Raw genomic sequence first — 14030 nt, forward strand, 5'->3', positions numbered from 1 at the left:
TTATAGTAAAATTTTAATCGTTAAACCCACTAAAGCAGAACCGATGATGACTCTGAGCACACTTTGATTAAATTTAAATAATGCGACTACAGCTAAAATTGCAATAATGGCAGAGATATAATCAAAATTCCCTTCAAAACCCTGTGGCCAAAGCACGTGGTAACATAAAAAGAGTGCCAAATTTAAAATTACGCCCACCACGGCAGCGGTAATGGCGGTTAAAGGGGCAGTAAATTTAATTTGATTGTGTGTGGACTCTATAACAGGTGCTCCGGCTAAGATAAAGAAAAATGAGAAAATAAAAGTAAACCACGTGACGATGATTGCACCTAATGCACCTGCAATAAATTGATGTTCAGCACCCAACAGCGAATGGTTATAAGCTGCTAAGAAGCCGACAAAAGCCACCACCATGATCAATGGGCCGGGAGTACTTTCACCTAGGGCTAAACCATCGATCATTTGAGTTGGGGTGAGCCAGTGATAAAAACCGACAGCGCCTTGATAAACGTAAGGCAGAACAGCATAAGCACCACCAAATGTCAGAAGTGCAGCTTTAGTAAAGAACCAAGCCAGTTGAGTATAAGAATGACTCCATCCCAAAACTGCTGTTAAAGAGATGAGTGGAATTGCCCATAAAAGTGCTGAAATTACAGTTATTTTGATCAGATGAGACCATTTAAAAACAGCATGTTCAGGTGTAGGGGTATCATCATCAATAATTGCACGTCCATAGGATTTTTGACTGGACTGATGTGCATTTAGCTTAAATAAATCAGGATACTTTTTACCGACCAAATAACCCGATATCGCTGCACATAAAACGATTAAAGGGAAAGGAATATTAAAAATAAATATTGCAAGAAAAGCGATAACTGCAATCGCCCATAGAAATTTATTCTTTAATGAACGACTGCCAATACGATACGTGGCATGAAATACAATTGCGGCAACTGCGGGCTTAATGCCATAAAACAAACCGGCAATGATCGGGACGTCGCCATATTTCACATAGACCCAAGACAGCCCAATGAGGATAAAAAGAGAAGGTAGAACAAATAAAACCCCTGCAACGATGCCACCTTTGGTTTTATGCATTAACCAGCCAATATAAGTTGCAAGTTGTTGAGCTTCGGGGCCGGGTAAGAGCATGCAATAATTCAATGCGTGCATAAAACGCTGTTCTGAAATCCATTTTTTTTCTTCAACTAACTCTTGGTGCATAACAGCGATTTGCCCGGCAGGGCCACCAAAGCTAATGAATCCCAGTTTTAACCAAAATTTGAATGCTTGCCAAAAGCTGATAGATTCAATTTCTGTTTCATCTATTAAAGATGGCTTATTATTCATGTTAAATTCCTTTGAAAGTCTGCATATAAGCCATCAAAAATATGGTTTGAAAGATGGAGTAATTGATCATCATCTGTGATCGTGCTTCTTAAGCCTTGCAAGATTTTTTCAATGCCTAAGGCTTCGGCAGGCTCATTTCCCCCAACATCTAAAAAATGAACAATTTCAGCGATTTTATTTAAAGCAGGGTTTTGTAATTCAAAGCTATGCATTAACACTTCAAAAGTGACTAGATGATTGATATGGGTAAATTGGGCATCATCAAAATCAAAACCTAAGGTATCTTTGGGGCAATCATTGGGATGCTCTAACCAAATAAATTTTGCCTGAGGGTCTACAAATTTCTGAATGATCCATGCCGATGCCAAACGGTCAACCCAAGGACGCTTTCTGGTTGCCCAGATTTTATTTTGAAAATCTTGCTTGCATAGGACTTTTAATTGCTGTTCAAAATTATTGGGTTCATCGTATTCACCTAACCGGGCAATAACTTGTTCTAATCGGGTGAGTTCATTCAGTGTTTTGCTTTGATGAGTATTTGGGAAAAAATCTATTTCTATCAGTGAATTGAGGTTTTTTCTTAATTTTCGAATCTGTTTGAGATGTTCTTTTTTCTTATTTTCCTCAAGCGTATTTTGTATTTGTGAAATTTCAGTTCTCAGTTCTTCATATTCTCCAGTTCTGTCGAAAAGTTGAGCAAGGTCTAAATGTGCAGGAGGTTCAGTCTGAAAGATATAGGCATGCCCATGTTCATTAAGATGATCATGAACAACAGACTCGAATTTTTCAGAATGTGCTTCGGGTAAGAGGTAAACACCATCTCTTAAAGTTGCTGCACCATTTGACTTTAATGAACGCCAAATTCGCATTCTTGCGGTTGTGCTTTGACTGGGAAGTGATGAGATCAGTAATGATATTTTCATGTTATAAAATCAACAAATTTTGTTTATCTTATAACAATTTTAAAGGATTAAAAATAGTTTTCCTTTAATAAGAATATATGTAAAAGTCATAAAAGATTTTTCTATCCTTTAATAGTAAATTCAACAGATGCTTATAACTTAGCAGTTTGTAAAATAGAACTTTATAAATCTATTCATCTAGGAAATGCACATGGTCTGGCTTATTGCTAAGTACGCTCTAACTGCTGGAATGGTCATACTTATTTCAGAAGTTGCTAAACGTAGTGACCGTCTAGGCGGATTGATTGCAGCCTTGCCTATCGTAACGATACTTGTGCTGATATGGATGAAACTTGAGAATCAAGACCCGCAGAAAATTTCAAATCATGCTTGGTATACCTTTTGGTATGTAGTACCGACATTACCTATGTTTTTAGCATTCCCAATACTTTATCAGCGTTATGGATTTTGGCTATCTCTAGCCATTTGCTACGTAATGACCATTCTTCTTTTTCTTGCATGGGCAGCTATATTGCACCATTTCGGTATTGATTTGCTGTAAATGAACTAGGGGCATGAATGTTAGTTTTTCTAAAATTAACATAATACACCTTATACGAAATACTTGATATTTATCATTAAATTTCAGTATATTAGATCAAGCCGTTGTGGGGCATAGGGTACCAGAGCGGCTTTTTATTGATTATTTATGTTCCACGCTTAAAATTCGAACAATGTTTCATGATTTTTATAAGTTAAACTAAATTTAGTTGCCAATCCCAATAAGCTATTCACTAACTTGTAAATATCGGTATACCGCCTGACGACTAATCCCAAAAGCTTTTCCTAATGCCATTTTTGATGGATACTTCCTTTCCCTCCATGCTTGTCGTAAAGCTTCAGCTTGGTCAGGCTTTAGTTTATGCACCCGACCTTTGTACTTCCCCTGAGCAGAGGCGAGTTTTATTCCTTCCTTTTGCCGCTCTAAAATGATCTCACGTTCGAACTGTGCAAAAGCACCCATCAATTGCAGCATCAAATTATCCATCGGGGTGGATTCGGCCGTAAAAGTAATATTTTCTTTTACAAACTGGATTGCAATCCCTCGTTTGACCAGTTTATCTACTTCAGTGACCAAATCTTTCAGGCTTCGCGCAAAACGATCCATGGAATGTACAATCACCCTGTCCCCTTCCCGGACATAGTTCAACATTTCCTGAAATTTAGGTCGGTCAGTATTTTTACCTGAAGCACGGTCAACAAAAATCCGGTCGACTTCAATTCCCTCAAGTTGACGTCCAGTGTTTTGCTCGACAGAACTTACCCGGATATACCCTACTTTTTGGCCTTTCAATTTTTCACGCCCCAATTGGATAAAAATGAACAATTTCGTAAATTATAAATCTTTAATACTAAAGTTACATGTTATTTATGATTAAAAATCATTTAAATGATACATAATTTCATGAACTTTCAGATTGTAACTTTAGGGTACACTCTAAATCTACATATTTAAATAACGAGTTTTTTCTCACTCATAAGAATTTGTAAGAATATATATACATTTATTGACATTAAGTAATTTAAATAAAATCAATATACGTATTTGCATATATGTGGAAATACGTATATAAATATATCTGAGTTTCTAATAGCAGAGTCAGTCAAAATGTTCTCGACCATAAAGATTTATCACAATCCTGAGTGTGGTACATCAAGGAATACCTTAGCTTTAATTCAAAATGCAGGAATTGAACCAATCGTTATTGAATATCTAATTACCCCACCTTCGAAAGCAGAATTAATTGAACTTATTCGTAGTGCTGGTTTAAGTGTTAGAGAAGCAATTCGTAAAAATGTACCTCCATATTCTGATTTAGAAATTGTTCGGGAAGATTGGTCTGATGAACAGCTTTTAAATTTTATGCTTCAACATCCTATTTTGATTAACCGCCCATTCGTTGTTACGGATTTAGGTACACGTTTGTGTCGTCCTTCTGAAGTTGTTTTGGATATTCTCCCGTTTCCTCAGAAAGGCGCATTTAGCAAAGAAGATGGTGAAAAAATTATTGATGAAAATGGCCTAAGAATTAAATAGCACTTTCTCATCTCTTGAATGGAAAGAATGTGAAGGAGACTTATATGGATCAAGTTAATTTTTTTAAATGCTTATCAGATGAAACACGTCTCAATATAGTGACATTAATTGTTGAAAATAAAGAACTATGTGTATGTGATTTGACTGAAAAACTACAACTCAGTCAACCTAAAATTTCAAGACATTTAGCCCTTTTACGTGCTTCAGGGCTACTTCAAGATCGCAGACAAGGCCAATGGGTTTACTACAGTATCAATCCAAAATTGGCCAACTGGTGTTATGAAATTTTAGATATTTTGAAGACGGTTCAATCTCAATCAAAGCTGGATGATCAACACCCCCTTTCTGTAAATAGTTATTGTGAGTAATTCAATGAAATTTTTATTTTTATGTACTGGAAATAGCTGCCGTAGCATTTTGTCTGAAGTTTTGTTTAATAGCCGAGCACCAGAAGGTTGGAAAGCCTATAGTGCTGGGAGTAAGCCTTCAGGTCAAGTTCACCCGCTAACTTTAGAAACCCTTGAAAACTTAGGATTATCTACCGAAGGTTTATGGAGTAAAACGATTAATGATTGTGAACAATATCAACCTGATGTTGTGATCACAGTATGTGATTCTGCTGCTCAAGAAGCATGTCCACTTTATTTGGGTGGAGCAATCAAGGCACATTGGGGCTTGGCTGATCCTTCACACTTAGACGTGAATAAAGAAGAAAAAATAAAAGCCTTTATGAGCACTGTTGAACATATCAATCGTCGCTTAGATGCTTTATTTAAACTTAATGTAGATAAACTATCTCGCTCAGAATTGATTGCAGCAATTAATCAAATTTCGAACGTTGAGTAAGTGAAATGTCTGAAAAACGCTTATCTTTTTTAGATCGCAACCTGACGCTATGGATTTTTATTGCCATGGCCTTAGGCATTGCCATCGGAAACTTCTTTCCTCAGGCTTCTGTCGCACTCGATAAATTAAGCATTGATTCAGTGAATATTCCAATCGCGATTGGTCTTATTCTAATGATGTATCCACCACTGGCAAAAGTGAACTATGCGACTTTGCCACAAGTGTTTAAGGATAAGAAAACCCTTACTTTATCCTTAGTACAAAACTGGCTGATCGCGCCAGTACTCATGTTTGCCCTGGCAATCATATTTTTACATAGTTATCCAGAATATATGACCGGTGTCATCCTGATCGGTCTTGCTCGATGTATTGCCATGGTTCTGGTGTGGAATGGCTTGGCGTGTGGTGATAATCAATATGTTGCAGCATTAGTTGCCTTTAACAGCATCTTCCAGATTCTATTTTTCAGTACCTATGCCTGGTTATTCCTGACCTTCCTTCCACCCTATTTTGGTGTCGCTTCGCAGGTCATTAATGTCGATTTCTGGACCATCACCCATGCTGTTCTGGTTTATCTTGGTATTCCGTTCTTATTAGGTTTCTTAACGCGATGGATTTTGGTGAAACAGAAAGGCGTGGAATGGTATGAAACCAAGTTCATTCCGAAAATCAGTCCGCTGAGTTTAATGGCTTTGCTGTTCACCATTCTGGCCATGTTTAGCCTAAAAGGCGGTGATGTCGTGAGTCTTCCGCTTGAAGTTTTACGCATCGCGATTCCTTTAACCATTTACTTCGTTTTAATGTTCTTCATCAGCTTCTTTATGAGTAAATGGATGGGCAATGACTATCCTAAGACCACAGCAATTGCATTTACCGCAGCGGGGAATAATTTTGAATTATCACTTGCAGTAGCGATTGCAACTTTTGGTATCGCTTCGCCTGTTGCTTTTACCACGATTATTGGCCCACTGGTCGAAGTTCCTGTGTTGATTGCCTTGGTGAGTGTTTCACTCTGGCTGAGAAAGAAAGTTTTTAAAGAGGCCTAACTCTATGAATCTCCCAAATGTAGATCTAAATCTTCTTGAGCAACCCACCTTTGAAAAAGTTCAAGCCAAAGAACTTGCTCATCCTCCGCGAATTTTGCTGCTGTATGGCTCTAATCGAGAACGTTCTTACAGTCGCCTTGCAGTTCTTGAAGCCGGTCGAATCCTTGAGCATTTTGGGGCGGAAATAAAAATCTTTCATCCTAAAGGGCTTCCTTTACCAGAAGATGCGGATACTGAGCATCCCAAAGTAAAAGAACTGCATGAGCTTTTAGCATGGTCAGAAGGCATGGTCTGGTGTTCACCTGAACGCCATGGTTCTATGAGTTCAATCTTTAAATCTCAAATCGACTGGATTCCACTGGCAGGAGGGGCAATCCGTGCAACCCAAGGTAAAACTCTTGCCTTGATGCAAGTCAGTGGCGGATCACAGTCATTTAACAGCCTGAACCAGATGCGTATTTTGGGGCGGTGGATGCGGATGATCACCATTCCAAATCAGTCTTCAGTTCCAAAAGCTTTTTTGGAGTTTGAAGAAGATGGGCGAATGAAACCTTCGGCTTTCTATGACCGGATTGTGGATGTGATGGAAGAGTTATTTAAGTTCACCCTACTGACTCGTGGACAAAGCAAATACCTGACAGATCGTTATTCAGAACGTAAGGAATCAGCTGAAGAATTATCTAAACGTGTCAATCAGCGCAGTTTGTAAACTGCTAGGTGATCTTAAATGCAAAAGAGACATTCTAAATTAATCATTCTTGGCTCAGGTCCTGCGGGTTACAGCGCTGCGGTATATGCAGCACGGGCTAATCTTAAACCCACTTTAGTTGCAGGCTTACAACTCGGTGGTCAATTAACCACGACCACTGAAGTCGATAACTGGCCGGGTGATCCAGAAGGTTTAACAGGCCCCGCACTCATGGAACGTATGCAAGCGCATACGGAACGTTTTGGCACCGAAATCGTCTATGACCATATCAGTGAAGTGGATTTAAGCGTTCGTCCATTCGTGCTGAAAGGCGATATGGAAGAATTCACCTGTGATGCCCTGATTATTGCCACAGGTGCAACGGCACAATACTTAGGTCTTGAGTCTGAAGCTAAATTCATGGGGCAAGGTGTAAGTGCCTGTGCAACTTGTGACGGTTTCTTCTATAAGAACCAGAAGGTGATGGTTGTAGGCGGTGGTAACACTGCGGTTGAAGAGGCGCTTTACCTGTCTAATATTACAGCTCACGTGACTTTAGTGCATCGCCGAGCTTCATTGCGTTCTGAAAAAATTCTACAAGACCATCTTTTTGCAAAACAGAAAGAAGGCAAAATTAGCATTCTTTGGAACAATCAAGTGGATGAAGTGTTAGGCGATAACACCGGAGTAACTGGAGTGCGTTTAAAATCCACTGTAGATGGATCAAAGCAAGATATTGAGGTACAGGGTTTATTCGTGGCAATTGGTCACAAACCAAATACTGAGATGTTTTCAGCGCAACTTGAGTTACGTGATGGCTATATTCAGATCCAAAGCGGAACAGCGGGGAATGCCACTGCTACTTCAGTGCCAGGTGTATTCGCTGCCGGTGATGTGGCTGATTCAGTTTATCGCCAAGCGATTACTTCAGCAGGCTCTGGTTGTATGGCTGCATTAGATGCTGAAAAATATCTTGATAGTTTAAGTTGATTTTGATGTTGTCATAAAAATATAGTGAATATTGTAAAAGCCCAGTCTTCAGGATTGGGTTTTTATATTAAAGAAAAAATAAAAGGGGAAAAGGCTTTGAATCAGAAACAGACGGAAACTGATGTCATCATTATCGGTGGTGGACAGGCAGCTTTATCTACAGCTTATTTTTTAAAGCGAAAAAAAATACCATTTATTATTTTAGATGATCAAAATCAAGCAGGTGGAGCCTGGTTACATGCTTGGAATTCTTTGCGTCTGTTTTCACCGAATAGCTGGAGTTCCTTACCTGGTTGGGTTATGCCGAATACAGAACAAACGTATCCGACCAAGAAAGAAGTTATTGAATACTTGCAGCAATATGAGCAGCGTTATCAATTTCCGATTATTCGTCCTGTATATGTTGATCACGTCAAAAGCGAAGGAGAAGTATTGAGTGTGCATGCAGGTGAACAGATATGGAGAGCCAAGGCTGTAATCAGTGCAACGGGCACCTGGAGTCATCCTTATATCCCATCTTACCCTGGCCAAGAAAATTTCAAAGGTCTGCAATTACACTCCGCCCATTATCAAAATGCAGAACTTTTTAAAGATAAGCACGTAATGATAGTCGGTGGTGGAAATTCTGGAGCACAAATTTTGGCTGAAGTTTCCCAAGTGGCAGACACTCTTTGGATCACGCCAACACCTCCTCAATTTTTAGCAGATGTTGTTGATGGCCGTGTACTGTTTTTACGTGCGACAGAGCGTTTAAAGGCACAATTAGAAGGCCGTACAATAGATCAGCCTGTTGGCGGTCTGGGTGATATTGTCATGATTGATTCAGTCAAAGATGCACGTGCACGAGGAGTTTTACATAGTGAGCGCCCATTTTCGGCTTTTACAGAAAATGGCGTGATTTGGGAAGATGGATCTTTTCAACAGGTTAATGCAGTGATTTGGTGTACTGGATTTAAAGCGACTTTAAGCCATTTAAAGCCACTTGGAATAGTAGAGGAAAATAATACGATACTTGTTGAAGGAACACGAGCAGTCAAACAATCCAACCTATGGTTAGTAGGATATGGTGAGTGGACCGGACCTGGTTCAGCGACACTGGTGGGTGTTTCAAGGACTGCGAGAGCCACAGTGGATGAAATTGCAGCTTATTTAGATAATATTTATAATTACATCCAATGTTAAATTGCTTGCCGTAAACTAAGTGCTTTTACAACTTTGATAACAGTATCGAAACTAAGTTTAACCCTCACCGGAAAGAGCTTTGTAAAGACTTTCTCGACCTAGGCTTATCGGGCTATTTAGTGAAGTTGAAAGCTCCAAGTGCAAGTCTACAGTCTTACCTGTAAGAGAAATAATGTAACTTTAGAGTATGCCTCAATCTGACGGCTGCGAACCGCCAGGGACAGGCGCAATGTCAGATTCTGTCGCGGCCTTGGCGCGTGCCTGGAAGCGTTCATAGCAATCCAGCCCGCAGAAATGTTCGACGTATTCCGCGCCTTCCGGGGTGAAGGCGGCATCGAGCGGAATTTCTTTGCAGCATACGCAGCAGGTGGTGCAACTGGCAGTGTTCGGGGCGTTTGCGTTCATGGTGGTACTCCTCCAGATTGGTAGCGAAGCTCAAAGCTGCCCACTCTCGGCTGGCTGGGAAGCGGTCATGATCTTCCCTTGAAGGCCCGCAGCAGCCGCGTCACAGACAGGACAAACAAGCCGGTCAGCGTGAGGGCTGCAATACCCCAGTGCTCCCCGATGAACGCGCCGGCCGTCGTGCCGGCTAGCACAATGGCGAGAATCGGCAAATGGCAGGGACAGGTGAGCACGGCCAGCGCGCCCCACAAGTAGCCGGTGATCGGTTTGTGCGTCTCAGACGGCAAGTGCTCTGGGCTGTTCATGGCAGACTCTCCGCGTGCTGTGCCGGTTCGGTTGGCATGGCGGCCAGTTGCATTTCGAGGCTGGCCAGGGCCTCGCGCCGACGCTCGACGAGTTGCCGCAACACGGCAAGCTGCGCAGACGCACCGTCACCGTCCGCAGCATCCAGCGCCCGGCACAGCCGCGCCAGTGCGTCCAGGCCGATACCCGCTTCGAAGGCAGCCCGTACAAAGCGCAGCCGTTGCAACGCGGTGTCATCGAACAAGCCGTAGCCGCCCGTGGTGCACGCGACCGGCCGTAGCAATCCGCGCAGCAGGTAGTCGCGCACGATATGCACGCTCACCCCGGCATCAAGGGCCAGCCGGGACACTGTGTAGGCGCTCATTGAACACCTCCTTTTCCTCATCCGGCGCAGCACGAAAGCTGCTTCACGTCCTTGCTGAAGGTCTGCGCCGCGAGCTTCAGCCCTTCGACCATGGTCAGGTAGGGGAACAATTGGTCGGCCAGTTCCTGCACGGTCATACGGTTGCGAATGGCGAGCACCGCCGTCTGGATCAGTTCACCCGCTTCCGGGGCCACCGCTTGCACGCCGATGAGCCGTCCGCTACCTTCCTCGATGACCAGCTTGATGAAGCCGCGTGTGTCGAAGTTGGCAAGCGCACGCGGCACGTTGTCCAAGGTCAAGGTGCGACTGTCGGTCTCGATCCCGTCGTGATGTGCTTCCGCCTCGCTGTAGCCCACGGTGGCGACCTGCGGGTCGGTGAACACCACGGCCGGCATTGCGGTCAGGTCCAGGGCCGCATCGCCGCCAGTCATGTTGATCGCAGCACGGGTGCCGGCCGCTGCCGCCACATAGACGAACTGAGGCTGGTCGGTGCAGTCGCCAGCCGCATAAATGTGTGGCGTACTGGTGCGCATGCCCTTGTCGATGACGATGGCCCCCTGCGCATTGGCAGCGACTCCCGCCGCTTCCAATGCCAGGCTGCGCGTGTTCGGTGCCCTGCCAGTGGCGACCAGCAGCTGGTCGGCGCGTATTTCACCGTACCCGGTGGTCAGCACGAATTCGCCGTCCACATGCGCGACCTGGCTGGCTTGCGTGTGTTCCAATACCTTGATCCCTTCGGCACGGAACGCGGCTGTAACGGCCTCGCCGATGGCCGGGTCGTCGCGGAAGAACAGCGTGTTGCGAGCTAGGATCGTGACCTGGCTGCCCAGCCGGGCGAAGGCTTGCGCCAGTTCCAGCGCGACCACCGACGAGCCGATCACGGCTAGGCGTTCGGGAAGGGTGTCGCTGACCAGGGCCTCGGTCGAAGTCCAGTAGGGTGACTCTTTCAGGCCCGGAATCGGCGGCACGGCCGGGCTGGCACCCGTGGCGACTAAGCAGCGGTCGAAAGCTACCACGCGCTCGCCACCATCGTTTAAACGGACGACCAGGCTCTGCTCATCCTTGAAACGCGCCTCACCATGTACAACGGTGATGGCCGGGTTGCCGTCCAGAATGCCTTCGTACTTGGCATGGCGCAGTTCTTCGACGCGCGCCTGCTGCTGGGCCAGTAGTTTGCTGCGGTCAATCGCAGGCACAGTCGCCGCGATACCGCCGTCGAACGGACTTTCCCGACGTAAATGGGCGATGTGGGCGGCGCGAATCATGATCTTGGACGGCACGCAGCCGACGTTGACGCAGGTGCCGCCGATGGTGCCGCGCTCGATCAGCGAGACGTGCGCGCCTTGCTCGACGGCCTTCAGTGCTGCCGCCATTGCCGCGCCACCGCTACCAATGACGACGACCTGCAACGGGCGTTCGTTGCCACTGGGCTTATCAGCGGCCCCTATCCAGCCGCGCATCTTGTCGAGCAGGCCGGCGCGGTTGTCCGTCGGTGGCGCATCGGCAAGCGTTGCCTCGTAGCCCAGTCCGGCCACGGCGGTAGTCAGCGCATCCGATGACGTGCCCGCCTCAATGGCGAGTTGCGCTGTGCCCTTCGGATAGGACACCAGCGCCGATTGCACGCCGGGCACTTTCTCCAAGGCTTCCTTGACGTGAGCCGCGCACGAGTCGCAGGTCATCCCGGTGATTTTCAGGGTGGTCATGTATTTTTCCTTTTCTGTGGTGGCTACGGCTGTTGCCGTCAGCCACGTTGTTCTGGCAATTCACAGCTGTCCGGCCCGCAGCGGCGATGTGCTGGCGAGATGAAATCCCAGACCGACACCCCAACCATCAAGGCCAGGCCGACATAGAGCAGTCCACCGCTCTGCCAGCCGTAAGCCCGCATTAAAAACACCGCTGCCAGCACCAAGATCGGGCCTATCGTGCCGAGCGCCGTGCGTCGCCACTGTCGATGATTGAGCCAAGCGATAGCATTGGCGAGTAACGCGATGCCGGCGAACATCGGCAGCAGGATGCCAATGAATAGCCCCTCGTACTGGCTCAAGAAGCCCAGTCCGATGGCCGCGCCAAAGCTGGCGATGGCAGGAAAACAGGCGGCGCAGCCCATCGCGGAAACGACGCTGCCGAGCGCGCCGGTTTTGCCAGCGATGCGCGTGATGAGTCCCATGTGTCGCTCCCGAGTTCGGTTAACGGATCAGCGTTTGAGGCTGGACGGATAGCCCGCGTCCTCGGTCGCCTTGGTCAACTTCTGGACGTTGGTCTTGGCATCGTCGAAGGTGACGACGGCCTGGCGCTTGTCGAAACTTACGTCGGTCTTGCTCACGCCCTCAACCTTGGAAAGCGCGTGCTTGACAGTGATCGGGCAAGAGGCGCAGGTCATGCCAGGCACGGACAGCGTGACGGTCTGAGTGGCGGCGAACACGGGGGCAACGAAAGCGGCGAGAGCGAGGGAGGCAAACAGCTTTTTCATGATGAACTCCTGATTAGTAGAAAAATGGCATGACGTAGGGAAAACCAAGCGCGACCAAGACCAACACGGCGACGAACCAGAAAATGAGCTTGTAGGTGGTGCGCACTTGCGGAATCGCGCACACCTCGCCCGGCTTGCAGGCTGCGGTCGGTCGGACGATGCGCCGCCAGGCAAAGAACAGTGCAACCAGCGCCGCGCCGATGAAGATCGGCCGATACGGCTCCAATACCGTCAGGTTGCCGATCCATGCCCCGCTGAACCCCAAGGCGATCAAAACCAGCGGCCCTAGGCAGCAGGCCGACGCAAGAATGGCGGCCAGCCCACCGGCGAAGAGCGCGCCGCGCCCGTTTTGTGGTTCAGACATACGCTTGTCCTTTCAAATTTGGTTTGGATAGCTTAAGCTTACTTCCGTAGTTATGTACGGAGTCAAGCGATATGCAAATTAATTTTGAGAATCTGACCATTGGCGTTTTTGCCAAGGCGGCCGGGGTCAATGTGGAGACCATCCGGTTCTACCAGCGCAAGGGCCTGCTGCCGGAGCCAGACAAGCCCTATGGCAGCATTCGCCGCTATGGCGAGGCGGATGTAACACGAGTGCGGTTCGTGAAATTGGCCCAGCGGCTGGGCTTTAGCCTGGACGAAATCGCCGAGCTACTGCGGCTGGAGGATGGCACCCATTGCGAGGAAGCCAGCGGCCTGGCCGAGCACAAGCTCAAGGATGTGCGCGAGAAGATGGCCGACTTGGCACGCATGGAGGCCGTGCTGTCTGAACTGGTGTGCGCCTGCCATGCGCGGAAAGGGAACGTTTCCTGCCCGCTGATTGCGTCACTGCAAGACGGAACGAAGCTCGCTGCATCGGCGCGGGGGAGTCACGGGGTGACTACGCCTTAGCGTGCTTTATTTTCCGAATTCTGAGACGACCCCATCTATACCAATATGTAGTTTACGCCATTGGCGACGATATTCAGCTCCATGTTTCTTGCGTTTCCATTCGCCCTCACCTAGAAACTTCATGCCTGTAGAGTCTACGAGTAGATGCAGCCCATCGCTACTTTTTTGGTAGCTGATTGCAATATCAATATGCTGTTTTCGTCTACAAATTGTAGTGTAGTCTGGCGCTATCCAATTTAATCCGCAAAGTTTAATCAGACTTTGCACAAAGCCAGTAACCATACGTAAAGACAGACGGAATAAGGATTTAATCATTAAGCAGCATTGGATGGCTGCGTCGGAGTAGGTTTGATTTCGCCCTTGTTTGCCTTTTGATGGCGCATACCATTGCGTAGCAGGATCAAACCAAATGGCAATATTTCCGCGACTCATGAGTGCTCGGTTATATGCGGGCCAATTGGTTGTGCGGTAGATTTTCTGTGTAGGCTTCTTCATTTG

Annotated in this window: 18 protein-coding genes and 2 pseudogenes; 9 read left to right on the plus strand and 11 right to left on the minus strand. The window is 46.4% G+C overall.

Annotated elements, in window-relative coordinates; genetic code table 11:
- Both chrA and PYW33_RS16435 read right to left on the minus strand, forming a co-directional pair.
- Nucleotides 1-1350 carry a chromate efflux transporter gene (gene chrA, locus PYW33_RS16430; RefSeq protein WP_004644748.1) on the minus strand — a complete coding sequence of 450 codons (1350 nt, stop codon included), beginning with the start codon at nucleotides 1348-1350 and terminating at the stop codon, nucleotides 1-3.
- A complete protein-coding gene (locus tag PYW33_RS16435; protein WP_026055779.1) occupies nucleotides 1347-2273 on the minus strand; it encodes a chromate resistance protein ChrB domain-containing protein in 927 nt (308 codons plus the stop codon). Before PYW33_RS16435 ends, chrA begins: the two co-directional genes overlap by 4 nt.
- A gap of 190 nt (nucleotides 2274-2463) precedes the next feature.
- On the opposite strand from PYW33_RS16435, the gene PYW33_RS16440 reads away from it, so the two are divergent.
- Nucleotides 2464-2814, plus strand: a complete 351-nt coding sequence (locus PYW33_RS16440; protein ID WP_004644745.1) for a DUF3147 family protein — start codon at nucleotides 2464-2466, stop codon at nucleotides 2812-2814.
- Nucleotides 2815-3039: 225 nt separating this feature from the next.
- On the opposite strand, the gene PYW33_RS16445 is transcribed toward PYW33_RS16440, so the two are convergent.
- Nucleotides 3040-3606 (minus strand): recombinase family protein, encoded by a 567-nt coding sequence (locus tag PYW33_RS16445; protein ID WP_016807019.1) that lies wholly within the window; start codon nucleotides 3604-3606, stop codon nucleotides 3040-3042.
- Nucleotides 3607-3921: 315 nt separating this feature from the next.
- On the opposite strand from PYW33_RS16445, the gene arsC reads away from it, so the two are divergent.
- From arsC to PYW33_RS16480, 7 genes are all read left to right on the plus strand, one after another.
- Entirely contained in the window at nucleotides 3922-4350 is a 429-nt protein-coding gene (arsC, locus tag PYW33_RS16450) for an arsenate reductase (glutaredoxin) (RefSeq protein WP_004644743.1), read from the plus strand.
- 44 nt (nucleotides 4351-4394) lie between these two features.
- Nucleotides 4395-4718: a metalloregulator ArsR/SmtB family transcription factor gene (locus PYW33_RS16455; RefSeq protein WP_004644742.1), complete on the plus strand. Its 324-nt coding sequence runs from the start codon at nucleotides 4395-4397 to the stop codon at nucleotides 4716-4718.
- A gap of 4 nt (nucleotides 4719-4722) precedes the next feature.
- A complete protein-coding gene (locus tag PYW33_RS16460) occupies nucleotides 4723-5196 on the plus strand; it encodes an arsenate reductase ArsC (RefSeq protein ID WP_004644741.1) in 474 nt (157 codons plus the stop codon).
- A gap of 5 nt (nucleotides 5197-5201) precedes the next feature.
- Complete coding sequence (gene arsB, locus PYW33_RS16465; RefSeq protein ID WP_004644740.1) at nucleotides 5202-6242, plus strand: ACR3 family arsenite efflux transporter; 1041 nt, start codon at nucleotides 5202-5204, stop codon at nucleotides 6240-6242.
- A gap of 4 nt (nucleotides 6243-6246) precedes the next feature.
- Entirely contained in the window at nucleotides 6247-6951 is a 705-nt protein-coding gene (arsH, locus tag PYW33_RS16470) for an arsenical resistance protein ArsH (RefSeq protein WP_004644739.1), read from the plus strand.
- A gap of 18 nt (nucleotides 6952-6969) precedes the next feature.
- Nucleotides 6970-7920 carry a thioredoxin-disulfide reductase gene (trxB, locus tag PYW33_RS16475; protein ID WP_004644738.1) on the plus strand — a complete coding sequence of 317 codons (951 nt, stop codon included), beginning with the start codon at nucleotides 6970-6972 and terminating at the stop codon, nucleotides 7918-7920.
- Nucleotides 7921-8016: 96 nt separating this feature from the next.
- Complete coding sequence (locus tag PYW33_RS16480; RefSeq protein WP_171057026.1) at nucleotides 8017-9102, plus strand: ArsO family NAD(P)H-dependent flavin-containing monooxygenase; 1086 nt, start codon at nucleotides 8017-8019, stop codon at nucleotides 9100-9102.
- A 192-nt stretch (nucleotides 9103-9294) separates the two neighbouring features.
- On the opposite strand, the pseudogene PYW33_RS16485 reads toward PYW33_RS16480, so the two are convergent.
- The 7 genes and pseudogenes from PYW33_RS16485 to merT form a co-directional block, all read right to left on the minus strand.
- Nucleotides 9295-9522 (minus strand): annotated as a pseudogene (locus tag PYW33_RS16485) (DUF3330 domain-containing protein); the annotation flags it as partial.
- Nucleotides 9523-9572: 50 nt separating this feature from the next.
- Entirely contained in the window at nucleotides 9573-9809 is a 237-nt protein-coding gene (gene merE, locus PYW33_RS16490) for a broad-spectrum mercury transporter MerE (RefSeq protein ID WP_001087807.1), read from the minus strand.
- Nucleotides 9806-10171, minus strand: coding sequence for a mercury resistance co-regulator MerD (merD, locus tag PYW33_RS16495; protein WP_001277463.1), 366 nt, complete (start codon nucleotides 10169-10171; stop codon nucleotides 9806-9808). The genes merE and merD overlap by 4 nt, the downstream gene beginning before the upstream one ends.
- A gap of 17 nt (nucleotides 10172-10188) precedes the next feature.
- Nucleotides 10189-11874 (minus strand): mercury(II) reductase, encoded by a 1686-nt coding sequence (merA, locus tag PYW33_RS16500; protein ID WP_004644736.1) that lies wholly within the window; start codon nucleotides 11872-11874, stop codon nucleotides 10189-10191.
- Between the two features lie 38 nt (nucleotides 11875-11912).
- A complete protein-coding gene (gene merC, locus PYW33_RS16505) occupies nucleotides 11913-12338 on the minus strand; it encodes an organomercurial transporter MerC (protein WP_000522996.1) in 426 nt (141 codons plus the stop codon).
- 27 nt (nucleotides 12339-12365) lie between these two features.
- Nucleotides 12366-12641, minus strand: a complete 276-nt coding sequence (gene merP / locus PYW33_RS16510; RefSeq protein ID WP_004178136.1) for a mercury resistance system periplasmic binding protein MerP — start codon at nucleotides 12639-12641, stop codon at nucleotides 12366-12368.
- 13 nt (nucleotides 12642-12654) lie between these two features.
- The gene (gene merT, locus PYW33_RS16515) at nucleotides 12655-13005 is read right to left on the minus strand and encodes a mercuric ion transporter MerT (RefSeq protein ID WP_001294659.1); all 351 of its coding nucleotides are present in this window, start codon (nucleotides 13003-13005) and stop codon (nucleotides 12655-12657) included.
- Nucleotides 13006-13076: 71 nt separating this feature from the next.
- On the opposite strand from merT, the gene merR reads away from it, so the two are divergent.
- Entirely contained in the window at nucleotides 13077-13532 is a 456-nt protein-coding gene (gene merR, locus PYW33_RS16520) for an Hg(II)-responsive transcriptional regulator (RefSeq protein WP_004644734.1), read from the plus strand.
- 33 nt (nucleotides 13533-13565) lie between these two features.
- On the opposite strand, the pseudogene PYW33_RS16525 reads toward merR, so the two are convergent.
- Nucleotides 13566-14027: pseudogene (locus PYW33_RS16525) on the minus strand (IS5 family transposase); the annotation flags it as partial.
- Between the last annotated feature and the right edge of the window lie 3 nt (nucleotides 14028-14030).

Origin of the sequence: Acinetobacter lwoffii, from assembly GCF_029024105.1 — a bacterium.
Classification (GTDB): domain Bacteria; phylum Pseudomonadota; class Gammaproteobacteria; order Pseudomonadales; family Moraxellaceae; genus Acinetobacter; species Acinetobacter lwoffii.